General features: G+C 53.7%; 20 protein-coding genes and 1 pseudogene. 11 read left to right on the top strand and 10 right to left on the bottom strand.

Annotated elements, in window-relative coordinates:
* Positions 1-332 precede the first annotated feature (332 nt).
* From JW953_04015 to JW953_03995, 5 genes are all read left to right on the top strand, one after another.
* Positions 333-5,438, top strand: coding sequence for a response regulator (locus JW953_04015; GenBank protein ID MBN1991843.1), 5,106 nt, complete (start codon positions 333-335; stop codon positions 5,436-5,438).
* A gap of 51 nt (positions 5,439-5,489) precedes the next feature.
* Positions 5,490-7,217, top strand: a complete 1,728-nt coding sequence (locus JW953_04010) for a hybrid sensor histidine kinase/response regulator (protein MBN1991842.1) — start codon at positions 5,490-5,492, stop codon at positions 7,215-7,217.
* 4 nt (positions 7,218-7,221) lie between these two features.
* Entirely contained in the window at positions 7,222-8,070 is an 849-nt protein-coding gene (locus tag JW953_04005; GenBank protein MBN1991841.1) for a protein-glutamate O-methyltransferase CheR, read from the top strand.
* 25 nt (positions 8,071-8,095) lie between these two features.
* Entirely contained in the window at positions 8,096-8,668 is a 573-nt protein-coding gene (locus JW953_04000; GenBank protein ID MBN1991840.1) for a chemotaxis protein CheB, read from the top strand.
* A 180-nt stretch (positions 8,669-8,848) separates the two neighbouring features.
* The gene (locus tag JW953_03995; protein MBN1991839.1) at positions 8,849-9,511 is read left to right on the top strand and encodes a sensor histidine kinase; all 663 of its coding nucleotides are present in this window, start codon (positions 8,849-8,851) and stop codon (positions 9,509-9,511) included.
* 35 nt (positions 9,512-9,546) lie between these two features.
* On the opposite strand, the gene JW953_03990 is transcribed toward JW953_03995, so the two are convergent.
* The 6 genes from JW953_03990 to JW953_03965 all read right to left on the bottom strand — a co-directional run bounded on the left by JW953_03990 (position 9,547) and on the right by JW953_03965 (position 13,859).
* Complete coding sequence (locus JW953_03990) at positions 9,547-10,176, bottom strand: hypothetical protein (protein MBN1991838.1); 630 nt, start codon at positions 10,174-10,176, stop codon at positions 9,547-9,549.
* Positions 10,177-10,365: 189 nt separating this feature from the next.
* A complete protein-coding gene (gene cysE / locus JW953_03985; GenBank protein MBN1991837.1) occupies positions 10,366-11,070 on the bottom strand; it encodes a serine O-acetyltransferase in 705 nt (234 codons plus the stop codon).
* Between the two features lie 96 nt (positions 11,071-11,166).
* Entirely contained in the window at positions 11,167-12,099 is a 933-nt protein-coding gene (gene cysK / locus JW953_03980) for a cysteine synthase A (protein MBN1991836.1), read from the bottom strand.
* A 219-nt stretch (positions 12,100-12,318) separates the two neighbouring features.
* Positions 12,319-12,489 (bottom strand): hypothetical protein, encoded by a 171-nt coding sequence (locus JW953_03975; protein ID MBN1991835.1) that lies wholly within the window; start codon positions 12,487-12,489, stop codon positions 12,319-12,321.
* 168 nt (positions 12,490-12,657) lie between these two features.
* Entirely contained in the window at positions 12,658-13,548 is an 891-nt protein-coding gene (locus JW953_03970; GenBank protein MBN1991834.1) for a hypothetical protein, read from the bottom strand.
* The gene (locus tag JW953_03965; GenBank protein ID MBN1991833.1) at positions 13,545-13,859 is read right to left on the bottom strand and encodes a PadR family transcriptional regulator; all 315 of its coding nucleotides are present in this window, start codon (positions 13,857-13,859) and stop codon (positions 13,545-13,547) included. The genes JW953_03970 and JW953_03965 overlap by 4 nt, the downstream gene beginning before the upstream one ends.
* Before the next feature lie 244 nt (positions 13,860-14,103).
* Between JW953_03965 and JW953_03960 the strand changes: the two genes are divergently transcribed.
* The 6 genes and pseudogenes from JW953_03960 (at position 14,104) to JW953_03935 (ending at position 18,933) form a co-directional block, all read left to right on the top strand.
* On the top strand, positions 14,104-14,673 hold the full coding sequence (locus JW953_03960) for a sigma-70 family RNA polymerase sigma factor (GenBank protein ID MBN1991832.1): 570 nt from the start codon (positions 14,104-14,106) through the stop codon (positions 14,671-14,673).
* The gene (locus JW953_03955) at positions 14,670-15,542 is read left to right on the top strand and encodes a hypothetical protein (GenBank protein MBN1991831.1); all 873 of its coding nucleotides are present in this window, start codon (positions 14,670-14,672) and stop codon (positions 15,540-15,542) included. Before JW953_03960 ends, JW953_03955 begins: the two co-directional genes overlap by 4 nt.
* A 42-nt stretch (positions 15,543-15,584) precedes the next feature.
* Complete coding sequence (locus tag JW953_03950) at positions 15,585-15,800, top strand: hypothetical protein (GenBank protein ID MBN1991830.1); 216 nt, start codon at positions 15,585-15,587, stop codon at positions 15,798-15,800.
* Between the two features lie 246 nt (positions 15,801-16,046).
* On the top strand, positions 16,047-16,805 hold the full coding sequence (locus JW953_03945; protein MBN1991829.1) for a hypothetical protein: 759 nt from the start codon (positions 16,047-16,049) through the stop codon (positions 16,803-16,805).
* Positions 16,806-17,092: 287 nt separating this feature from the next.
* Positions 17,093-18,655, top strand: coding sequence for a PD40 domain-containing protein (locus JW953_03940; GenBank protein MBN1991828.1), 1,563 nt, complete (start codon positions 17,093-17,095; stop codon positions 18,653-18,655).
* A 122-nt stretch (positions 18,656-18,777) separates the two neighbouring features.
* Positions 18,778-18,933: pseudogene (locus JW953_03935) on the top strand (Flp family type IVb pilin).
* Positions 18,934-19,217: 284 nt separating this feature from the next.
* Here JW953_03935 and JW953_03930 read toward each other — a convergent pair.
* From JW953_03930 to JW953_03915, 4 genes are all read right to left on the bottom strand, one after another.
* Entirely contained in the window at positions 19,218-19,619 is a 402-nt protein-coding gene (locus JW953_03930; protein MBN1991827.1) for a DUF302 domain-containing protein, read from the bottom strand.
* A gap of 18 nt (positions 19,620-19,637) precedes the next feature.
* Positions 19,638-22,130 (bottom strand): copper-translocating P-type ATPase, encoded by a 2,493-nt coding sequence (locus tag JW953_03925; GenBank protein ID MBN1991826.1) that lies wholly within the window; start codon positions 22,128-22,130, stop codon positions 19,638-19,640.
* A gap of 48 nt (positions 22,131-22,178) precedes the next feature.
* On the bottom strand, positions 22,179-22,616 hold the full coding sequence (locus tag JW953_03920) for a rhodanese-like domain-containing protein (GenBank protein MBN1991825.1): 438 nt from the start codon (positions 22,614-22,616) through the stop codon (positions 22,179-22,181).
* A gap of 93 nt (positions 22,617-22,709) precedes the next feature.
* Complete coding sequence (locus JW953_03915) at positions 22,710-22,916, bottom strand: heavy-metal-associated domain-containing protein (protein ID MBN1991824.1); 207 nt, start codon at positions 22,914-22,916, stop codon at positions 22,710-22,712.
* Positions 22,917-23,302: the final 386 nt, after the last annotated feature.

The raw sequence follows: 23,302 nt of genomic DNA, 5'->3' as shown, positions 1-23,302 counted from the left end.
CGACCGGGAGAAGTGTTTGGAAGTGGGGGCCAATGACTACCTTTCCAAGCCGGTGGATGTGGACCGCCTATTTTCGATGTTGCGGGTGTGGTTGTATCAATAAACTGGTAGTGGTAAAGTTGTAAGTGATGAGGATTTTCAGTATGTCATTCGAACGACGATAGGAGCGAGAAATCCTCTCAGACCCTTCTTAAAACGAACAACTCAAGGAGATTTCTCGTCACTTCGTTCCTCGAAACCTGTCCTGAGCGTAGCGGATGGATGACATGCCATCACTTACTGCTTAACCACCACCAATAAACTCAGAGATTTCAATTTTTATGGAATAACGTATGAATGAATCCCAAACTAATTCTAAAATCTTGACTGTTGATCCTAAATCCCAAAAACGGCGACCAACGATTGGCTTACTTTCTATAAAACCCACCGCCACCTGGTCCCTGTTGCAATGGCAAGGTATGGTTGACGCCTGCCGGGAACGAGAAGTCAACCTGATCTTTTTCCCCGGTGGAGGTTTACGCCTCTCTGCTGAAGGATATAAAGGCCCGGACAATTATCTTTACGATCTGGTGAGCGCGGAGATTTTGGATGGCCTGGTCATCTGGGCCAGTACGGTGGGGGCGCATTGTGCTGATCAACAAGAATTGGAAGGTTTTTGTCAACGCTTTCAGCCGCTGCCTATCGTCAGTTTGGAGCGGCAACTCGCCAATGCCCCCACTATCGTCAAGGATGACTACCAGTCTATGCGCCAGATTATCACCCATCTCATCAAAGCGCATGGCTATCGCCGCCTGGCTTTTTTGCTGGGAACGCCAAGTGACCCGGTACACCAGGCCCGATATAGAGCCTACACCGAGACATTGGCCGATTATGATTTGCCCTTTGAGCCAAATCTTGTTTTCCAAACCGATATGCTGCCCGCTTTGGATGAACGTCACCTGCGCCCAGGCCTTGATTTTGAGGCGGTGGTGGCGTCGGATGACGACAAGGCCCTGGCGACTTTGCAAATGTTACAGGCGCGGGGTATCCGCGTGCCCGAAGAAGTGGCGATCACGGGTCACGATGACCAGGCGGTGGGCACCGTGGTTACGCCTCCGCTGACCACGATACACCCCCGATACTATGAGATGGGACAAAAATCTGCCGAAATGATATTGGCCCTGATAGCGGGTGAACAAATACCCGCCCAGGTGATCCTGCCCACGGAACTGGTCATCCGCCGCTCGTGTGGCTGTGCGCCGGCCGCCGTGATTCAGACAGTAACAGAACCGACCCAGGCCGGTCAGCAGCCATTAGAAGATGCCCTGGCCGCAAACCAAGAGAACATTCTGGCCGGCATAGCTCAGGCGGTAGGAGGAGGTGACGCCGCCTTAACCTGGGCGAGGCGATTACTGGATAGTTTTACCGCCGAAGTGCAGGCGGAGGCCGCAGACGTATTTTGGCGAGAGTTGGAGGAGATTTTACACCAGGTAGTGATGAATGGTGGTGAAGTGTTGGCCTGGCAGGGGGCGTTGTCGGTGCTGTGGCGGCTGGCGCGGCCCTACCTGGACGGCGAGGCGTTATTTCGGGCCGAAGACCTGTGTTTGCAGGGCCAGGCCATGATTGGGGAAATTGCTCAACGGGCGCGCGGATATCAGGCCTGGCAAGTTGAACAGCAGACCCAACTTTTGAACATGATTGGGGCCACGTTGATTACCACCTTTGACATTAAAGGATTAATGGACACGCTGGCGCAAGAGCTGCCCCGGCTGGGCATCCCCAGTGGTTATCTGTCAATTTATGAAAATCCCCAACAACCGGCCGCAGCATCGCGGCTGCTGCTGGCTTATCACGCGCAGGGGCGGATTGAACTGGACGTGACCGGACAGGTATTTCCCTCCTCTCACCTGATCCCGGCAGGTTTTTGGCTGCCTGATAGACCATATAGCTTTATTGTAGAACCGCTCTACTTTCGAGAGGCCCAATTGGGCTTTGTCCTATTTGAGGTAGGTCCCCGCGAGGGCCAAATTTACACCACGCTACGCGAACAAATCAGTAGCGCGCTAAAGGGCGCCCTGCTGGTGGAACAAGAAGAGAAACGTGTCCGGCAATTGCAAACCGTGGCCGAGGTCAGTACCGCCACCTCCACCATTTTGGATACGGCCCTCTTGCTACAACAGGTGGTTGACTTAACCAAAGAACGCTTTGGCCTGTACCACGCCCACGTTTATTTGCTCAATGAAACCGGGGATGTTCTGCACCTGGCTGCCGGGGCCGGCGAAGCCGGGCGGCAGATGGTGGCCGATGGCTGGAGTATTTCCCTGAAACAAGAACAATCGCTGGTGGCGCGCGCGGCCCGCACCGGCAAAGTGGTGATAGTGGATAACGTGCGCAAGGCGGCCGACTGGCTACCCAACCCCCTCTTGCCCCACACCTACGCCGAAATGGCCGTGCCCATTATGCTAGAAGGCAAGGTGGTGGGCGTGCTGGATGTGCAAGCGGACAGGATTGGTGGTTTGGATGAAAAGGAGGCGGACCTGTTGCGTTTGCTGGCCAATCACATCGCCGTGGCCCTGACCAACGCCCGCCTGTTTGAAGAAACCACCCAAAGTAAGGAAGAAGCGGAACAAGCCCGCAAAGAAGCGGAACAGGCCCGCAAAGAGATAGAGCTTGCCAACCAGGCCCTGGAAATGAAAATCTGGCAAACCACCGGCCAGGCCCAACTGAACGATAAAATGCAGGGCGAGCAGGATGTGGCCACCTTGGCTAACAATATTATTCGGCAGTTGTGCCAATACCTGGAAGCCCCCATTGGGGTATTATATGTTGCTGAAAATAACTACCTGAAGCTGGTGGGCAGTTATGCCTATAGCCGCAACAATTCAAACACCCAGTTCAAATTTGGGGAGGGTTTGGTGGGACAGGTGGCGCTGGAAAAACAACCCATGCTCATAGCCAATGTGCCGGATGAGCACCTGGCCATCCGGTCGGGGTTAGTTGAAACGCCGCCCAAGTTTGTTATGATCTATCCCTTTGTGTATGAAAATCGGGTGGTGGGGGTGATTGAACTGGGCACGCTGACCCAGTTCAGCCAGGCCCAAACCGAATTCCTGCAAACCGCCCTCGACAGCATTGCCATTGCCTTTAACACCGCCCAGGCCCGCGCCCGCATCAACGAACTGCTGGCCGAAACCCAACAACAAGCCGAAGAACTGCAAACCCAAAGCGAAGAACTGCGCGTGGCCAACGAAGAACTCGAAGCCCAAACCGAAAGCCTGCGCCTCTCCGAAGCCCAACTCAAAGAAAAACAAACCATCCTGGACCAACAAAACCAGGAACTCAAGGAGGCCCAAGAGGAACTGCAACGCAAAGCCCAGGAACTGGCCCTGGCCAGCAAGTACAAATCCGAATTCCTGGCCAATATGTCCCACGAACTGCGCACGCCGTTGAACAGCCTGCTCATCCTGGCCCGCATGCTGGCCGATAACAAAGAAGGCAATCTGAACCCAGAACAGGTCGAATCCGCCCAGATCATGTACAGCGGCGGCACCGACCTGCTGAACCTCATCAATGACATCCTGGACCTGTCCAAAGTGGAAGCCGGCCAGATGTCCTTCTCCTTTGAACAGATGCCCCTGACCGACCTGGTTTCCGCCATGCAGGTTCAATTCAATCACCTGGCCCAGGAAAAAGGACTGGCCTTCAACCTCACTGTGGCGGAGGATGTGCCTTTGACCCTCACTACCGATTCCCAGCGGGTGCAACAAATTATCAAAAATCTGCTGTCCAATGCCTTCAAGTTCACCGACCAGGGCAGCGTTAGCCTGAATATCTATCGCCCCGATAGCCACGTTGACCTGTCTCGCAGTAGCCTGGACCCCAGCCAGGCCATTGCCCTCAGCGTGGCCGATACCGGCATTGGGATGACGGCAGAACAACTCAAGGTCATCTTTGAAGCCTTTCAGCAGGCCGACGGCGGCACCAGCCGGCAGTACGGCGGCACCGGCCTGGGCCTGTCCATTTCCAGAGAGTTGGCGGCCAAACTGGGCGGCCAGATTGAGGTGGAAAGCGAACCGGGCCGGGGCAGCACCTTCACCCTCTACCTGCCCATTGCCGGACAGGGTATCCGGGATACGGCCAAAGCGCAAATTTCCCCCACCAGCCGGCCCTCAAAGCCTGCTGCATCTCAGCCGCCTCCGGTTATCCCCTCCACCCCATCCCCAAAACTGGCCCGCGTGGCCGATGATCGAACCGACCTGAACGCACCCGCCCAACCCGGGGAGGAGATCAAAGTCGTCCTCATCATCGAGGACGACCCCAAGTTTGCCAAAGTGGCCTACAACTACGCCCACAAAAAGGGCTTCAAATGTCTCATCGCCAACCAGGGCCAGGCCGGCTTAGATTTGGTCAAAACCTACCAACCCCAGGCCATCATCCTCGACCTCAACCTGCCCGACATCAGCGGTTGGGAAGTGCTGGCCCGCTTGAAAAACGACCCCGCCACCCGCCACATCCCCGTCCACATTATGTCCGTGGAGGATGAAGTCCTGGACGCCTACCGGCGCGGGGCCATGGGCTATCTCACCAAGCCCGTCAGCCAGGAAGGCCTGGAGCAAGCCTTTGAAAAAATCCAGGGCCTCATCTCCCGCCAGATCAAAACCCTCCTGCTGGTGGAAGATGACGCCCACTCCCGCCGCAGCATCAAAAAACTCCTCAACGGCAACGATGTGCGCATCAGCGAAGCCGAACAGGGAAAGATAGCCCTGGAACTCTTGCGCGTACAACCCTTTGATTGTATGATCCTGGACCTCAGCCTGCCCGATATGAACGGCTTTGAAGTGTTGAACACCATCAACCGCGATGAAACCATCGTCCGCTGCCCCGTCATTGTCTACACCGGCCGAGAGTTGACCCCACAAGAGAACGAGGAACTGATGCAATATGCCGACAGCGTCATCGTCAAAGGCGTCAAATCCCCCGAACGCCTGCTCGATGAAACCGCCCTCTTCCTGCACCGGGTGGTGGCCGACATGCCCTCCGACAAACAACAGACCATCAAACAACTCTACCACCAGGATGACCTGCTGAAAGACAAGAAGGTGCTGATTGTGGATGACGATATGCGCAACTCCTTTGCCCTGTCCAAGTTGTTGTCCGATAAGGGCATCATCGTCAAGATTGCCCAAAATGGGCAAAAAGCCCTGGAATTGTTGGCGGAAGAGCCAAAGATAGACCTGGTCTTGATGGACATTATGATGCCGGTGTTGGACGGCTATGAAACCATCAAACGCATCCGCGCCCAACCCCAGTTCAAAACCCTGCCCATTTTGGCCCTCACCGCCAAGGCCATGACGGGCGACCGCGAGAAGTGTTTGGAAGTGGGGGCCAATGATTATTTGCCCAAGCCCGTGGACATTGACCGCCTCTTCTCGATGTTGCGGGTGTGGTTGTATCAGTAGCGGCGATTGGCCCGTTGGCCCTGGATTCATCTGGTTTTTATGGAGCGAACGATGAGTGAATCTCAAACAAAACCCAAAATTTTGATCGTTGACGACAAGCCCCAAAACCTCTTTGCCTTAGAAAACCTCCTGAAACAACTGGCGGTGGAGGTGGTGCAAACCACGTCTGGGGTTGAGGCGCTGAGCTTAACCCTGGAACAGGATTTTTGTTTGGCCATTGTGGATGTGCAGATGCCCGAGATGGACGGCTACGAGTTGGTGGAGTTGTGGCGGGGCAATACCAGCACGGCCAGCTTGCCCGTAATCTTTGTCAGCGCCATCTATTCCGACGAGTATCATCATCGCAAGGGCTATGATGCCGGGGCGGTTGACTTTTTGAGCAAGCCGTTTGTGCCGCAGATTTTGCTCAGCAAAGTCAAAGTTTTTCTGGACCTTTACCACCAACGGGTCAAATTGCAACACCTGGTTAATGAGTTGAATGATAAAAATGAGGCCCTGATCCAGGTAACCGGTGAGCTGCAAGACGCCAATGTTGCCCTGTCAAAACGAGCCGTGCAATTGGAGGCCAGCAATCAAGTGGGCCAACAGGTTACCTCGATTCTTGAGTTAGACGAGTTGCTGGCAGCCGTGGTGCAATCAATTCAGAGCAAGTTTGGCTACTACTTTGCCGGGGTGTGGCTATTGAACGAAACCAAAGACAGGGTTATTTTACAGGCCGGGCTGGGACGTAATGGAAACCAGATGCTGGAGCCGGGCGCGTCAATTGAACTGGATGCGGAGCGCGGCATCATTGCCTGGGTGGCTCGCACGGGCCAAACTTACCGGGCCGATGACGTTAGTACCGACCCCAGGTTTTTGACAATGAACGCTTTGCCCAAAACACGTTCAGAATTGGCCCTGCCGCTGCACGTGGCCCAAGAAATGATTGGGGTTCTGGACATTCAAAGCGAGTGCAAGGCGCGGTTTGATACCGAAGAAGAACGGGTGCTGCAAACACTCACCAATCAAATTGCCATTGCCATTCGTAACGCCCGGCTGTACGAACTGGAGAAAAAGCTGAATGCGGACAAAGACAAATTCTTCTCAATTATCTCTCACGACCTGCGAAACCCGTTCAACGTTTTACTGGGCAACGCCCAACTGATGATGGAGATGATTGACCGGTTGAGCCAGGCAGATATTCAGGAAATGAGCGAGAGTATCCATAACCAGGCCAAAGCGGCGCACAATTTATTAGAAAACCTGTTAACCTGGTCGCAGTTACAGCGGGGGCGGATAGAATATGAACCCGGCCTGGTTGATTTGTACCAGTTGGCTGAAAATACCGTCAGTTTGTTGCAAGAAGTAGCCGCCAGTAAAAAAATCCGGTTGCAACAGCTGATTGCAGAAGGAATAATTGTGCATGCCGATGCCTATATGATTGAAACGGTTATTCGTAATTTAACTAGCAACGCGCTCAAGTTTACCCCTTTAGGGGGCCAGGTAACGCTTTCGATTTGTCAAAATGGCCTCTCTTCCGGCCGGGATACCGCCTGGGTGGAGGTAAACATTACCGATACGGGGGTGGGCATCAGGCCGGAAGATATTGCTAACTTGTTCAAATTAGAGGTGCATCACACCACCGCGGGAACGGCTCAGGAGAAAGGCACGGGCCTGGGCCTGATCTTGTGCCAGGAAATGGTGGAGAAAAATGGGGGCCGAATTTGGATAGAGAGTGAACCGGACAAAGGCACAACGGTAAAGTTTACCGTGCCCGCCGCGGCTGCGGAAAAGGGATAAATTGATGGAAAAAGTAAAAATTGAACAAATTGAACTTGAGCTGCTGCTGGAAGCAATTTATCGCCGTTATGGCTACGATTTCAGGCAATACAGCCCGGCCTCTGTTAAGCGGCGGGTCCAACATCACCTTTGCAAATCAAAACTTGAAACAATTTCGGCGTTAACGGCCAAAGTGTTGTACGACGAAGCGCTTTTTCAATCGCTCTTTTTTGATATGTCCATCACGGTTACAGAGATGTTCCGCGATCCCTGGTTTTACCTGGCCCTGCGAGAAAAGATAATCCCTTTTTTAAAAACCTTCCCCTATATCAACATCTGGCAGGCCGGCTGCGCCACCGGCGAAGAAACCTACTCTTTGGCTATTGTTCTGCAAGAGGAAGGACTTTACAAACGCGCCCATATTTACGCCACCGATTTCAACGACGCCGCTCTGGAAAAGGCCAAAACCAGAATATACTCCCTGGAGCGCATCAAAGAATACTCCATTAATTACCAAAAAACCGGCGGCAAAAACTCGCTGGCCGATTACTACCGGGCGCGGTATCAATCGGTGATTATGGATGCGGCGCTGCAAGAAAATATTACCTTTGCCAACCATAACCTGGCCACCGACGGCGTATTTGGCGAAATGCACCTGATTTTGTGCCGCAACGTGCTCATCTATTTTGACCGCGACTTGCAAAACCGGGTGCTGTCGCTTTTTAGAGATAGTTTACTTTATAACGGGTTTCTTTGTTTGGGCAGCAAAGAAACTCTCCACTTTTCAAAAGTCAAAAAGGATTTTATTGAGTTTGCGGCCAAAGAAAAAATATATCAGTGCAAAAAGGAGAAATTCGGCGAACGGATTTTTTAGAGGCCGGCCGAACGTTTATAGGGTGATGGATTACCAAACCATTGTTATTGGCACCTCCGCCGGGGGGTTAAAGGCGCTGCAAGAAATTCTGGCCCCCCTGCCTGCCGATTTTGCCTTGCCAATACTCGTTGTCCAGCACCGGCTGCCCGCGCCGGACGATTTTTTGGCCTTTTCTTTGAACGAGTCGTGCCAATTAACGGTGAAGGAGGCGGAGGAGAAAGAACCGATAAAACCCGGCCTGGTTTATATTGCCCCGGCCAACTACCATTTACTGGTAGAACAGGATAAAACATTGTCGCTTTCGGCCGAGGCCAAAGTTTGTTATTCGCGCCCTTCTATTGACGTGCTATTTGAAACGGCTGCGGAGGCCTATCTCTCCAGCCTGATCGGCCTTATTCTCACCGGCGCCAATAACGACGGTACGGCCGGCTTAAAAAAAATTAAAGAAAAAGGTGGCCTGACCATTGCCCAGGACCCGACCACCGCCGAATCAGGCATCATGCCCTACTCGGCCATTCAGGAAAAAGCGGTTGACAAAATTATGTCATTGGCCGAAATATCCTCGTTTTTGCTCCAACTTTCGGGCAAAGAACCCTGAACCGAAACAAGACGATGAAGCAAGATTGTGGTAGAATAATAGGGTGACATGCTGGAACAGAAATAAACTGCGGCTTTCAAACCATCCGCCAGGGCTGGCCGCGCCAAAACACTCCACTTTTTTGGAATGACGGCATCACGGTAAAGAAAGTTGAAAACCAAACGTCAAGGACGTAAATATATGACTGAAATATTGTTGAACACGTTGGAAGATGAACGTCGTTACGTAGCCAGAGAATTGCACGACGGCGTGGCGCAAACCACGCTTCAACTTGGCCTGCAAGCCGGTATTTGCCGCAAGCTGTTAGAACGGGGCAATTTAGAGATGTTGGCCACAGAATTGGCCGAGTTAGAAGGCCGTATCCAATTGGCCTCTCATCAGGTGCGCGAGGTAATTGCCGACATGCGCCGGCCTCAACTTGAGCCGGAGGCCAACTTGAATGAATATATCCAGCGTGCCATAGACCATCATCTGGAAAGAGGCGGGCCGCCGGTGGAATGTAACTGCAATATCACAAACTTTCCCCCCTATTCCAACCAGCAAAAATTGGCCCTCTTCAGAGTAGTGCAGGAGGCCCTGCTCAACATTCGCAAACATGCCAACGCCCAAAATGTGCGGATCACCATATCAAACAACGACAAAGATTTTTGCCTGACCATTTCCGACGACGGCCAGGGATTTGATCTTAAAGAGGTGGCCGCCCGTCCGATTGATAAGGGTGGGGCCGGCCTGGCCAATTTACGGGTGCGCGCTCAGGCCGTGGGCGGCTCCCTGGCAATTGAGAGAAATGCCGGGGGCCGATGGACGGAAATAACAATTATCTTACCCAAAACCGGTCATTAAAAACTTTAAATGTCGACGGGGATAATAAGGTTACCTTATTCGGCCCACAGCCCGCCGGTTTGTTCCAGCCAATCGGCAATTCTGTCGGCGGCTTTGGCAATATCGTCGTTGGAGATGTCCACTTCCAGGGTGGGGAGGATTGACTCGCTCACCAAACGGCGAAAGTCTGCCTGTTCTTCAATAAATACTTGCAGATGATCGTATTGCGCCGGATTGCCTGAAACCAAAAGCCGTTTCTCCCGGGCCTGGGCAAAGGACTCCGGCGTGCGGGTGCAAAAAACCAGGCGGAAGCCCAACGCCTGGAGCCGCTCCTCCAGCCAGTCAAATTTATAATCTTTGCCGTAAGTTTTAAATTGATACAGGCGGGTGGAAATGTGAAAGCGGTCAACGATCCAGGAATAGTAACGCTGTAGCTCAAATAAACGCAGCCAGGTTTGATAGGTTTCCAGAGCCAGGGCTTCTTCTTGCGGTTCAAAGTTGATCAAGCCGCGCCCCCAGGGAAAATTGGTAAAGGCGCACCACTCGGCGGAGACGAGGGGCGAGTGATAACGATATTTCCGCGGCCCAACAACGCGGGGATGTTCGTTCAGGGCAAAGGCGATCTCGGTTTTGTGGGTCAGGCGAGTGCCTTCCAGGATGATTTTAGGGCAGAGTTTTTTTGACATGTTGAAGTTTTTCGACGAGATTCTGTAGTGGCCAATAAGACGTTGCCATGTCATTTCGAGCGATAGCGAGGAATCCCCGCGGCATGAAGTTTTCCGGCGAAATTCCAGGGATTTCTCGGCCTATGGCCTCGAAATAACATGCTTTTCAGACAACTTCTAAAAATATTTTAACATCAATTTCCCGCAAACCTAAATTGAAAAATCCTCTCCCTGCCAGACCTGTTCTTTGGTGGCAAAGGGAATAGGACGCCTGTCTGTCCCGTTTCCATTTTGTCGCTCAAGGGCGTTGACGCGGGCTATAACCGCGTCCAGCGCCGAACAAACCAGGTCGGGCAGGCGGTCGTGCCGCAGGTCGGGGCGGTCTTCGGGAACATGGGGTTTACTGCGCTCGATCATGCGGCCCGGCACCCCCACCACCACCGAGTTGGCCGGCACAGGCTTTACCACCACCGCGTTGGCTCCAATGCGGCTGCACGCGCCAATGGTAATTGGGCCTAATACTTTGGCCCCCGCCCCCACCACCACCCCATCCTCCAAAGTGGGGTGGCGCTTGCCTTTCTCCAGGCTAACTCCACCCAGGGTGACGCCGTGATAGAGCGTCACATTGGCCCCAATTTCGGCGGTTTCGCCAATAACCACGCCCATGCCATGGTCAATAAAAAAGTTGGGGCCAATTTGAGCGCCGGGATGAATTTCGATGCCGGTCAGCCAGCGCATCAGGTGCGATAGCCAGCGGGCCGGCAGTTTGGCCTGATGCTCCCACAGCCAATGCGCCAGGCGATGCCCCCACAGGGCATGCAAACCGGCGTAACACAGTAAAACTTCGGGGATACTGCGCGCTGCCGGGTCGCGTTCAAAAACGGTTTGTAGATCGCGTTTTATTGTTTTAAACATGAGTTGCTCCTTACCAAACCGGGAGGAGAAGGAGGGCCAAGGAAGGGAGCGGGTGCGCCACCCTTGTTGCGGCCCTACTTCCGCCGCCCTACTTTTCTAATCCGCTAAATCGGCAAATAGAGCCGTGCTCAAGTAACGCTCGCCAAAAGAGGGAATAATGACCACCACAAGTTTACCCTCATTTTCCGCGCGGCGGGCCACTTGCAAGGCGGCCCATACCGCTGCCCCGGATGAGATGCCGACCAACAGCCCTTCCTCGGCGGCCATGCGCCGGGCTGTGGCAAAGGCATCTTCACCTTTAACCCGGACCACTTCATCATAAATTTTGGTATTGAGCACCTGGGGAACAAACCCCGCGCCAATACCCTGGATGGGATGCGGTCCTTTTTGTCCGCCGGAAAGCACCGGCGAGGCATCCGGCTCTACGGCGACGACCCGGCAAGAAGGTTTGCGGGCCTTGAGCACTTCACCAACGCCGGTGATGGTGCCGCCGGTGCCAATGCCCGCCACCAGCAGGTCAACCTGGCCGCCGGTGTCTCGCCAGATTTCTTCGGCCGTGGTGCGGCGATGGATTTTGGGGTTGGCCGGGTTCTGGAATTGTTGTGGGATAAAGTAGCGCGAGTCGGCGGCGGCCAGTTCTTCGGCTTTGCGGATGGCCCCGCCCATGCCCTCGCTACCGGGCGTCAAAATCAGTTCCGCGCCGTAGGCTCGCAGCAGCATGCGCCGTTCAAGGCTCATGGTATCGGGCATCACCAGGGCGCATTTGTAACCGCGGGCGGCGCAAACAAAGGCCAGGGCAATGCCGGTATTGCCGCTGGTTGGCTCCAGGATAATGGTAGCAGGCTTAATCAGGCCGGCTTTTTCGGCGGCGTCAATCATTGACACGCCAATGCGATCTTTAACGCTGTGCGCCGGGTTGAAATATTCCAATTTGGCTACAACATCGGCCACGCAACCCTCGGTTAAACGGTTGATCCGCACCAGGGGCGTATTGCCAATCAATTCGGTTACATCGTTTGCAATTTTCATAATTTCCCCCATTTGTATTTTGCATTGTGTTTGTTGGTTGAGATGAGCAGGGCCGGAGAGATTTGCTGGCATGCGCTCAAGAATCAAAAAGACTCACCGGCGGGCAAACGTCCTGGCGATGAGTCTGGCTCAGTTGAACACAACCAACGCGCTCAATTAAGTGAGGCGGATATGGCGGCTCAATAAAATTTTAGCTAGACACCTGAAAGGCAGCTTCGCTCAACCGGCGCGACTCACCGCGAAAGTGGGTGAGCGGCGGGTGCAACTGATAACGTCCGATCCGGGCGGGCAACCCGAATCAATCGGCTGCACCCGCCCGGTACAGACGCACTGCACTAAAGCGGTCAAAAAACGATGCGGTTGGAGTCGCTCGGCGCGCTGATGCCCCATAGCAGTATCCTGGCCCAAAGACTGGGCTGAAGATGGTTGATTAAGTGCGGGAGATTATAATGGGATCATTGAATTTGTCAAGGGCAGGCGGTCAACGACGAATGACAAACGACGAACGACGAAAATTGATCCGGTCGCTGGTCGTTGGTCGTTGGTCGCTGGTCTCTTTTAGGCCAGCCGGATGGGGTGGCCGGTAGGGCGATACAACACTCTAAAAAACAACAGGGTGAGCAACGGCCATATTAAAAAATGACTCAATAACACCAGCACACCCACCAACTGAGAAATGGCCGAAGGGATATTGAGCCATAACCAACTGCTGAAAAAACACCCCCCCATTACTATGAGCAAAACGGCCAGGGGAGGGCCCAAACCATACAGGTCTGTTTTGTTTTTTAGAATTTCACGGGCCAAACCTAACAGCCCCACCCCAATGATAACAAAACCAATCAACGAAACCAGGTGTAATCCTGCTTCCAAGCCGGAACCCGTTTGGAAAATAGTAACAAATTTGTTTCCCACGTTGTGCGAATAGCCAAATAAAAGCACGCTGCTAATATCGGCGATGATTTGCAGGGTCAACCCGCCGACACTCAGCCGGATAAACCGGTCGGCCAGCGGCAGATGAAAACGCCAGGTGAAAAGCTGCCGGGCAGATAATAGTACAAACGTGGTGAGACCATAGAATAGGATGTCGTCCACAACATACAGCCCAATGGCCTGGCTTGAATCCTCTTTTAATCCCAGGGCCAGATAGATTATGGGGAAACCGAGCATAAATATCAGCATAGAAAAGCTGGCCAGCATGGCCCACTGGTAACGCCTGTAGCCCAGGTGGGCGTCTTTTAACCCCCGCGAAACCACGTCGCCCTCCCCCAGGTCGGCCATTGCTTGAGCATGCGCTTCGTCCGGGGTCAGGCCTGCGGCCAGGTAATCGGCCAGGGCGTCTTCATAATGGGCCGTCAACTCATCGCGGGTATAGGCGGCTGCTTGGGCCGGTAACTGTTGGGTGACGGTCTCGAGCCAGCGACTCAAATCGGGAGGAAGGGACGTGGTCATGAGACACCTCCTAAAACGGCGTTAACGCTCGCGCTGAATTGTTCCCATTCCGCTCGTTCTTGAGCCAATGCGGTGCGGCCCCTGGCCGTTAAATGGTAATAACGACGGGGTCGGCCTTTTTCTTCTTGCTCAAACGCCTCAATAAAGCCCTGTTTTTCCATATTGTGCAGGGTAGGGTACAGCGTGCCTTCGGCAAAATCCAACACTCCTTTAGACTTCTGTCGAATTTGTTTGGCCAAATAGTACCCGTGCCCCGGTTTCACCGAAAGCTCATTCAGGATAAGTAACGGTAAACTGCCTTTCATATTCATGTTTAGCTCCTGGTCAATAAATTTTTAAGTCCGATGCATCGTAATTAAAGGTATTATACATCGAAACACGAGGTATGTCAACCATCTGCAAAATGATTGTAGTTTTTGCTTCGGGCTTCCCGTACCTTTTAGGGATTTTCAATGAGCGAATTTTAAGATAATCTGGGGTAAAGTGTAGTAAATTATCGGGCGCGGTGTATATATCTATAAAAGAAAGCGCCGTTCGCCTGGGCCCAGGCGTAAAATGGAATTCTTATTAGCCCTTATTCTGGGAACGATTGCTCAAGAAGATACAGATAATACCGTTTCGGCGCTTGATTTTGCCGAACTCTTTCAGCGTTACTATCCGCGTGTTTACAACTACTTACGTTATCGGGTTGGAGCGCTGGAAGATGCGGAGGACTTGCTTGGCGTTGTTTTTGAAAAGGCCTATACGCACCGGGAGCAGTTTGAGGCGCAAAAAGGAGCCTTTTCTACCTGGCTTTTTCGGATTGCCCACAACGAGTTGGCCAATTACTATCGCGCCCGCGAGCGCCGCTCAAAGTGGGAAGCGGACGGTGAAATGCCCAACGACCTGGTAACGCCCGAAGCCTCGCCCGAAACGCAAGTGATACGGCAAGAATCGGTGGCCCGGTTGTTACAAGGTTTAGCCCAATTAAGCGAACGCGACCAGACGGTGATCAGTCTCAAGTTTGGCAGCCGGTTGAACAATCAAGAAATCGGCCAAATTATGGATTTGAAGGAAAAGACGGTGAGTGTGGTTTTGTTGCGGGCGATGCGTCGTTTGCAAAAGCAGTTAGAGGAGACGGTATGATGAATGAGCAACAACTAGCCGATCTCTTCTCAGCCCAAATTGATCGCATGCTGGCGGGCGAGGTCCAAATTGCTTCCCCTGTAGAGGAGTTATCTGAAATTTTTAAATTGGGACAGCAGTTTTCGCAAGTAAGTTTTGCGGCCGGTCCGGCTGCGCAGGCTGCTTTTCAAGGGCAATTGGCCCATTGGTTTGGGCCTAAGGCATTGCCTCCGGCAAGGGTTTGGGGCATGTCTAAGGGCATGTTTTTGGCCGTTGCTGTAATTATTGGCACGATTATTGGTCTTGGCCTGGTTATGCTGATCGGTTCTATGTTTGTGGGCGATTCGCTCATTAATCCTCAGGATGAATTGGTGGTTCCCTCAGCCACTCCCTTGCCCACTTTGATTGCGCCGGAAATTCCCAAAGTACCTGCTTCAGTTACCGCTGCCCCGGTATCAACTCCCAAAATGAATCCTCTTCCTCCCACGCCTTCTTCTCTGGGCGACACGGTTCCGGCGCCGGCCCCGTCTTTGGGCGACACCTTGCCGGGAAAGAGCGGCGATACCATTCCTTTGCCGTCGCCAACTTCGCTCCCAACCCCTACCCCCACCCCAACGCCGGATAATCTTGACGTGGTGAGCGGCGGCGATGATAGTGGTTCTCCCGATAGTAATGACGATGGGGGGAGCGGCAGTAATGACACCCCAGGAGACGACGGCCCTGACCAGGGCGACCACGACCGGGGCCACGGCAACGACCCGGATGGCGTTGATGAAGATAATCCCGGCAGCAGCAGTGGCGTTGGCGGGGGTCAAGACAACGGCGGCCAGGGTGGCAAAGACAACGGCGGTGGGGGTAAAAGCAACGACAAGGGTGGCGGTAAACCCTAACCCCAGGCCAAAATTGAGGAGCCAGAAATGAAAGGTGATCTGATGAAAGTACAAAATTTTCAAATCTTAGAACATTGTCCGGCTACAGGCGAGCAGGTGTTGGGCAACGGCGTGATACATTTTTCTATCCACGGGAACAAAGGCGTTTGGTGGTGCTGTCCCGTTTGTCAGGGGTGGCATGTGACGATTTTGGAAGAAGTTTGTCCCGCCGAAGAGGTGTTTAAGCCCAAATTGAGCCGTTGTATTCAACCGGCTTGAGTTACAGCTCCGGTATTTATTCCGGTCATGTCATTCTGAGCGAGGAACGAGCGAAGAATCTCCATGAACCATATCAAAGCCGACACAATGTTAGGCCACATAGAGATTCTTCGGCCTTTGGCCTCAGAGCAACCATAGTTACCAGCCCTGTTTGGGACGTTGTAGGCCCGTTATCCGTATGGATGTGTTCATTTACCCTTTGCCATTAATAATTCATTATTCATGATTTTTCGATGGAGGTATAAAATGTTTTCCAAAAGCAGTATCAGTTTTTCCTTAACCCTTATGCTCTTATTAAGTATTGTTTTTGTGGCCCAGGCAGCGCCGCCGCGGCAAACCCCAACAGACGATGGCTCCACCTTGGGCGAATCGTTTGACCTGGATGAGCCAACTGGCAAGCCAAACCTTGGTTCAGTCATGTCCGGGAAAAATAGTGATCCGGCTACGCCTGACCCAAGCGCCACGCCCGATCCAAACGCCACGCCTGATCCAACCGGGAGACAACATCCTGTCGGCAGCGCCCTGGCGGAATATTTTTCTTCTTTTTCTGAAAACGCCTCATATGAAGAAATGTATGAAGAGATTATGGCTTTGCACGAAGCCGGAAATGGTTTTGGCAACATTACCAGAGCCTACTTCTTTGCCGACAGTTTAGGTATGGCCCCGGATGAATTACTGGATATGGCCCATGAATCAGGCTGGGGCAATGTTTTAAGAGAGAACGGGCTTCACCCGGGGAACGGCAACCGCAACCGTGATCAAACAGGTGATGATGATACTGTCCAATCTCAAGACAACCCCGGCAACGGCCCGCCGGGTCAGAATAAGAAAAATGATGCCTCTGATCTAGTGGGCGGCGGCAACGGCAACGGCGGAGGCAACGGCAACGCCGGCAATGGCGGCGGCAACGGCAACCGCGGCAATGCCGGCGGCAACGGAAATGGTAACGGAAATGCCGGAGGCAACGGCAACGGTAACGCCGGAGGCAAGGGCAACAATAAATAGTTGGCTAAAACTTTAACCTTGAACAAAATAAAAAATCCTACCTCAACGTGTAGGATTTTTTAACATTCCATGTATCTTCTCAAAATTCTGGGGAAAACAAGACCTGAGATTGTCGAAGGCCGTTGGTTTCGACAAGCTCAACCAACTTGGCCCAGAGAAGTTACTGCTTTATCTTTAAAACTTGATATAGACGTTCAGAAAAAGATTTTGAGTTGTGGTCGGGTAGAGACAGGACAATGTCCTGTCTCTACCCCAAAATATTATCTGAATAACTATAGGACCGGCAGATGAACAACCTTGACCAAACCTTTTCTCCCTATGAAGATAGAGCCGCTTTACCATATAGACTCCGGCGCGCTCCTCAACTGTTCACGGTATTTGGCTATGGTTTACTGCTCTGGGCCGTACTCATTATTGGCTGCGGCCCTGCTTCTATTTTGACTCGTGAGCAGGCAAGTGAGGCCATCGCCCAGGCCACAGAGCCGGTAGAAGTTCCGGCCTCAACAACACCCACGCTTGCGCCCGCCGCCACCCTTGCTCCTGAAAACACCGCCGAGCCTCTTGCCCAAGATGATACCGAGGGGGTCAGGGCGGGCGACTCGATTCCCGCCGACTCGCCGGTTGGGCCGGAGCCGGAAATCGGCCAGATCACCTTTGCCCTGGGCGCCACCGAACTGCGGGAACCCATTGATCCCGACCTGTTATTTACGGCAGGCATTACTCAAATTCACGCCATTTTTGACTACAGCGGGATGTCAACGGCCTATACCTGGGAACGGGTGTGGTACTTGAACGAAACGGAAGTGGCCCGCAGCGCCACGGCCTGGACCGGCCCCGAAAGCGGCACGTTTGATTATTTTATTGACAACGGCCTTAAACCGCTGCCGGCCGGCGATTGGCTTTTAGAAATTTATGTGGAAGACAAATTGCAATCCCTGGGCGTTTTTATCATTGAAGATGTTCTCCCCCCGGCTGAAACGGCCGGTAGCCCCGCCGGCGTCTACCAACTGGTCTATCCCAAATGTGACGGCGACCATCACGATATTTATGTGGCGGATACAAACGGCCGGCATGAACAACTCATTGTCACCCGCGGCGCGGGGCCGTCGTGGACGCCTGACGGGGCGATGATCTTTTTCTTTGGCGAAGGAGGGGTTGACCGGCAAATGCGAAACGGTTTGGAATACGTGTTTGACGGCATCAGCAGCGGCCTGGTGGCCATGACCGCCTACCCCTTGCCCACCGGCATTGAGCAGTTGAATATGTTCCAGAGCCTTGATTGGAAACAAGGCACGGCCCGCTGGGCCAGGGTTTCGCCGGACGGCAGCATGGTGGCTTACGACGCCAAACCCGGCGGCGACTACCGCCTCTATTTTTTGGGCACGGCGGCCAACCAGCAATTTCGCTATGAAATTCCGGGCGAACAAGCCGATTGGTCGCCCGACAGCCGGAAAATCGTGTACCGTTCGGGACGAAACGGGCAGGTGGGCATCTGGATTTCCAACCGCGATGACTCTGACCCCACCCGACTTACGGAAAATGGCACCGACTCGTTCCCGGCCTGGTCGCCCGACGGCGATACCATTGCCTTTAGCCGTGATGTAGAAGGCAATGTAGATATTTACGCAATCAACGTTGACGGCAGCAATTTACGCCGCCTGACCGATGCGCCGGGCCACGACACCTTAGCCACCTACGCGCCCAACGGCGACCTTATCTTTCGCAGCGCCCGTACCGGCAGTTGGGGTATCTGGAAAATGAAGGGGGACGGTTCGGGCCAAACCGAGATCATTGCCAACGCTTGTGTGGGTAATGACTGGGCCTATAGTATGATGGACGTACTGCCATAGTCTTGATTCTTTATAGTTGAACAGCAAAAAGGGGCAATGTGGAATCATTTGCCCCTTTTTTATATATGTCAAATGGCTTTATTTTTTATATTTATTCAAATCTGCTAAAAGGAGACATTATCATGCTTTCATTATTCAATAAAAGTTTCACTGAACGGGGACAAGGCTTGGTGGAATATGCCTTAATTCTGGTTTTGGTGGCAATTGTGGTGATTGCCGTCTTACTGGTGCTTGGCCCCACCATTAGCGAAGTTTATTGCCAGGTGGCCAATACGCTGCAACCGGGTAGTTGTGGGGCCATTACCTCTGTTAATGCAGCGCGAACCGGCGGCGGGCATGGCAATGACGTAGTGGTCACCATAACCGTTTCAAAAAATGCCTCGGTTACGGTAACCGACTCCCAAAACGCTGACCCGGTTACCACAAACTGCGCCGGAAGTTGCACGGTTACCTTAAGCGGCGTCGGCGACGCGGCGGGCACGGCCACCGCCAGGGATAATATTGGCGGGATCATGTCGGCCCCCTATTCGGCCAAGTAAGGGGAAGCCGAACTTTCAAGCCATTAATTCTGAGCCAGGGTTTGGATTACGCGGCTCAACCGGGCCTGGGCCTCATGGGCCACTTTTTGCAGGGCTTCATTTTCCACCACGCCCAGCATGGCCATGGGGTTGACAATGGAAACCACGGTCCGGGCATCGTCTGTTTCATACACAATCACGTTGCAGGGTAGCAGCAAACCAATTTCCAACTCATGGGAAAGCGCCCGGTAGGCCAGGGGAGGATTGCACGCGCCCAGGATAACGTAGCGCCGAAAATCGGCGTCCAGTTTCTTTTTGAGCGTGGCTTTTACGTCAATTTCAGTTAATACACCAAAGCCTTCTTCTTTCAAAGCAGCAGTTGCTTTTTCAATTGCTTCTTCGTAAGGTATATTCAGGATAGTCCGTAGGCCATAATCAATCGTCATCGTTTTTTCCTTGTTTGTCTAAACTTTGGCTCGCCGCAGCCGCAAACTGTTAGTGACCACGGTCACCGAACTGAAGGCCATGGCCAAAGCAGCCGCAATAGGATGCAGCTCGCGCAGGTAAACGGGCCAGTGAGGGAAAACGGCCAAAATGCCCGCCGCCACCGGGATGAGCAGCACGTTGTAGGCAAAGGCCCAAAAGAGATTCTGTTTGATGGTGCGCATGGTGGCCCGGCTCAGGCGAATGGCCTTGGGCACGCCGCGCAAATCGCCGCTAATGAGGGTAACTTCGGCCGCCTCCATGGCCACATCCGCGCCGGTGCCAATCGCCAGGCCCACGTCGCTTTGGGCCAGGGCGGGCGCGTCGTTAATGCCGTCGCCCACCATGCCGGTAACCAAACCTTCGGCCTGCAACTGGGCCACATTGGCCGACTTGTCGCCGGGCAGCACTTCGGCCAGCACGCGCTCCAGGCCGGCTTCGGCGGCAATGGCCCGGGCCGTGGCCTGGTTGTCGCCGGTGATCATGACCACCTGGAGGCCCAACTTTTTCATTTCGGCAATCGCTTCTTTGGAGCCGTCTTTAATGGTGTCGGCAATGCCTATAATCGCCGCGGCCTGCCCGTCAACGGCCACCCACATGGCGGTTTTGGCCTGGCCCTGCAATGTTTGAGCCTGTTCTTCCAACCCGTTAAGCGCAATGCCTTCCCGTTGCATCAACCGCAAATTGCCCAACAACACCCGGCGTCCGTCCACTTTGGCCGACACGCCATGCCCGGCAATGGCCTCAAAGGCGGCGGGTTCGCTCAAGCTAAGGCCCTGCTGCTGGGCCGCCCGCACAATGGCTTCACCCAACGGATGTTCGGAGCCGCGCTCCGCCGACGCCGCCAATTGGAGAATTTCTAATTGTGAATTGTGAATTGTGAATTGTGAATTTTTAACTTTTAATTTTTCCTTAGCCATTAATAATTCATCATTCACCATTATATCCGTTACATTGGGTTGGCCCCTGGTGATGGTGCCGGTTTTGTCTAGCACAATGGCCTGCAAGGCGTGGGCGCGTTCCAGGGCCGCGCTGCTGCGGAAGAGAATGCCTTGCCCGGCTCCTTTGCCCATCCCCACTACAATGGCCGTGGGTGTGGCCAGGCCCAGGGCGCAGGGGCAGGCGATCACCAGCACGGCCACCAGCCGCACCAGGGCGGCGGTAAAATCGCCCGTTAGCGCCAGCCAGATGATAAAGGTAAAAACGGCCAGGCCAATAACGGCGGGCACAAACACAGCCGATACCCTATCGGCCAGGGCCTGGATGGGGGCTTTGGAGCCTTGCGCTTCTTCCACCAGCCGCACAATTTGGGCCAGGGCGGTTTCGCGGCCCACGCGGGTGGCTTCAATTTTGAGCAGCCCCTGTTTATTGAGGGTGGCCCCAATCACTGCGGCGCCCACTTTTTTGTCCACCGGCAAACTCTCGCCGGTCAACAACGACTCGTCCACGGCAGAGTGGCCGCTAATCACCACCCCGTCCACCGGCGCTTTTTCGCCGGGCCGGACAATCACAATATCGCCGGCTTGCACCTGGCCGGTGGGAATATCCATTTCCACGCCGTTGCGTTCCACGCGGGCGGTTTTGGCTTGCAGGCCCATTAAGGCTTTAATGGCCTCGCTGGTTTTGCCCTTGGCTCGCGCTTCCAAAAGTTTGCCCACTTTGATCAGGGTAATGATGGCCGCCGAGGTTTCAAAGTAAACGTGCCCGCCCATCAAGCCCGCCAGCACCACCAGGGAGTAAAAGTAAGCCACCGACGATCCCAACGCCACCAGCACGTCCATATTGGCCGATTTATTGCGCAAGCTTTTATATGCGCCCAGGTAATAATCCCAGCCGGTGTAAAATTGCACCGGCGTGGCCAGGGCCAAAAATAGATAGTTGACCCATGGCGCGTGCGCCCACATCCCCAGCAGGCCAAAATCGCGGGCCATACTGAGGATAAACAGGGGTAAGGTAAAGGCAACGCCCACCCACAGCTTGCGGGTCTGGTTTTTGATTTCACGCTCGCGGGCGGCTTTTTCGGCGTCAACCAGTTCTGCCTCAGAGTCAACTTGAACCACGCCATAACCGGCGCGTTGCACCGCAGCCACTATCTCGGCGCGCGTCACCGCGCCCGGAATGTATTTGACCGTGGCCTTTTCTGTGGCAAAGTTAACGCTGGCTTCTAAAATGCCGGGCACTTTTTTGTTCAGGGTGCGTTCAACCGTGGCCGCGCAATTGGCGCACGTCATGCCGGTCAGGGGCAGTTCCAGCGTGGCCGCCGGCACTTCATAACCTGCGCGGGTGATACGGTCAATAATGGCCTGGGGGTTGGCTTGAGCGGGGTCGTAAGTGACTGTCACTTTTTCGGTGCCAAAGTTAACCACCGCCTCAGTGACGCCCGCCACCTTTTTGGTATTTCGTTCAACCGCAGCCACGCAATTGGCGCACGTCATGCCCAAGACGGGCATGGTAAGCTGCTGTTTAGCCATCAGATCTCCTCATTAATTGCTCACGCTTGAAAGGGCAAACGCGATAAAGTTTTACTTCTCCAGCTCATAGCCGGCCCGGCTCCAGGCCCTCATCCCCCCCGCCATATTGTGCACATTGGTAAATCCCTGCTGCTGCAAAAAGTATGTTACCTGGATGCTGCGATTCCCGCTGCGGCAGACGGCGATCACGGTTTTATCCTGGGGAATTTCAGCCAGGCGCTGAGGGATCTGGGCCAGGGGGATCAACACCGCGCCGGGAATATGGCCGCCGGCGTACTCAACATCTTCGCGCACGTCAATAATCACCACATCAGCCCGGTTCCGCACGTTTTCAACCGTGGCCGCGTCTACATTAACCGGCAAATTCAACTTGGCGGGTGCAGTAACACCGGCCGCCGAAACAGGGGCTTGAGCGCCGCCACATGCGGCCAGGGTCAGGGCCGTCAGCAATAAAGCCAGGATGATCCAGGTTGTTTTGGACTGAGGCATTTTTCAGGGACTCCTTATGAGTAATTTTTGATGTTTAAACGACCAAAACCGAGGCCGGAAACGAAAAACTTCCAAGTCTTCATCTTTTGTTTTTCACGCTGCCGGCGGGTAATTGATCTCTTCCAGCAACGCTTGAATTTTGTCCCAGGTGGCCGGCTGCTCCCATTCAACCGTTACGGTTTGGGTCTCTTGGGAGGCCGTTACACTTTTAACCCCTTCCAGCTCGCTCACTTCATTCTGAATGGTGCGCACGCAGTGGCCGCAAGAAATATTGGGCACGCTCACAGTTTTGCTTTGCATCGGAAATCTCCTTATTTAAAAATTGATTTTGTCTGTATAGATACCCCATTATGCATAATTTTACCGGAGCATGTTTTTAAAGCGTGTTGCGTATTTTTGTATTGCGTAAACGAAACACGTGGTACGCAGTATTCAAGCTTGACGACGCCCGGCTAATTACGCATAATCCGTTAGATAGGACAGCGATTCCCGGTTTGGCCGAGAGCTACCCTCAGTCCCCTCCCCCGGGGGAAGTTGGCCGGTTCTTCCCCCGGTGGAGGAAGTTAGAGGGGAGGCTATCAACTCATAACAGAAATTGCTGTGGTTCTTCCAGAATTTCCGTGGTGTAGGGGCAGGTCTTGTGCCTGCCCAGGGCGACCACAAGGATTCGCCCCTACATATTGGGG

This window comes from Anaerolineae bacterium, from assembly GCA_016931895.1.
In the GTDB taxonomy this organism is placed as follows: domain Bacteria; phylum Chloroflexota; class Anaerolineae; order 4572-78; family J111; genus JAFGNV01.
This window is presented reverse-complemented; position numbering and strand designations above follow the sequence as displayed.

Excerpts from the sequence above, each read along its gene's own strand:
- JW953_04015 (MBN1991843.1), top strand. The coding sequence starts at position 333 with ATGAATGAATCCCAAACTAATTCTAAAATCTTGACTGTTGATCCTAAA.
- JW953_04010 (MBN1991842.1), top strand. The coding sequence starts at position 5,490 with ATGAGTGAATCTCAAACAAAACCCAAAATTTTGATCGTTGACGACAAG.
- JW953_04005 (MBN1991841.1), top strand. The coding sequence starts at position 7,222 with ATGGAAAAAGTAAAAATTGAACAAATTGAACTTGAGCTGCTGCTGGAA.
- JW953_04000 (MBN1991840.1), top strand. The coding sequence starts at position 8,096 with ATGGATTACCAAACCATTGTTATTGGCACCTCCGCCGGGGGGTTAAAG.
- JW953_03995 (MBN1991839.1), top strand. The coding sequence starts at position 8,849 with ATGACTGAAATATTGTTGAACACGTTGGAAGATGAACGTCGTTACGTA.
- JW953_03990 (MBN1991838.1), bottom strand. The coding sequence starts at position 10,176 with ATGTCAAAAAAACTCTGCCCTAAAATCATCCTGGAAGGCACTCGCCTG.
- cysE (MBN1991837.1), bottom strand. The coding sequence starts at position 11,070 with ATGTTTAAAACAATAAAACGCGATCTACAAACCGTTTTTGAACGCGAC.
- cysK (MBN1991836.1), bottom strand. The coding sequence starts at position 12,099 with ATGAAAATTGCAAACGATGTAACCGAATTGATTGGCAATACGCCCCTG.
- JW953_03975 (MBN1991835.1), bottom strand. The coding sequence starts at position 12,489 with ATGGGGCATCAGCGCGCCGAGCGACTCCAACCGCATCGTTTTTTGACC.
- JW953_03970 (MBN1991834.1), bottom strand. The coding sequence starts at position 13,548 with ATGACCACGTCCCTTCCTCCCGATTTGAGTCGCTGGCTCGAGACCGTC.
- JW953_03965 (MBN1991833.1), bottom strand. The coding sequence starts at position 13,859 with ATGAATATGAAAGGCAGTTTACCGTTACTTATCCTGAATGAGCTTTCG.
- JW953_03960 (MBN1991832.1), top strand. The coding sequence starts at position 14,104 with ATGGAATTCTTATTAGCCCTTATTCTGGGAACGATTGCTCAAGAAGAT.
- JW953_03955 (MBN1991831.1), top strand. The coding sequence starts at position 14,670 with ATGATGAATGAGCAACAACTAGCCGATCTCTTCTCAGCCCAAATTGAT.
- JW953_03950 (MBN1991830.1), top strand. The coding sequence starts at position 15,585 with ATGAAAGTACAAAATTTTCAAATCTTAGAACATTGTCCGGCTACAGGC.
- JW953_03945 (MBN1991829.1), top strand. The coding sequence starts at position 16,047 with ATGTTTTCCAAAAGCAGTATCAGTTTTTCCTTAACCCTTATGCTCTTA.
- JW953_03940 (MBN1991828.1), top strand. The coding sequence starts at position 17,093 with ATGAACAACCTTGACCAAACCTTTTCTCCCTATGAAGATAGAGCCGCT.
- JW953_03930 (MBN1991827.1), bottom strand. The coding sequence starts at position 19,619 with ATGACGATTGATTATGGCCTACGGACTATCCTGAATATACCTTACGAA.
- JW953_03920 (MBN1991825.1), bottom strand. The coding sequence starts at position 22,616 with ATGCCTCAGTCCAAAACAACCTGGATCATCCTGGCTTTATTGCTGACG.
- JW953_03915 (MBN1991824.1), bottom strand. The coding sequence starts at position 22,916 with ATGCAAAGCAAAACTGTGAGCGTGCCCAATATTTCTTGCGGCCACTGC.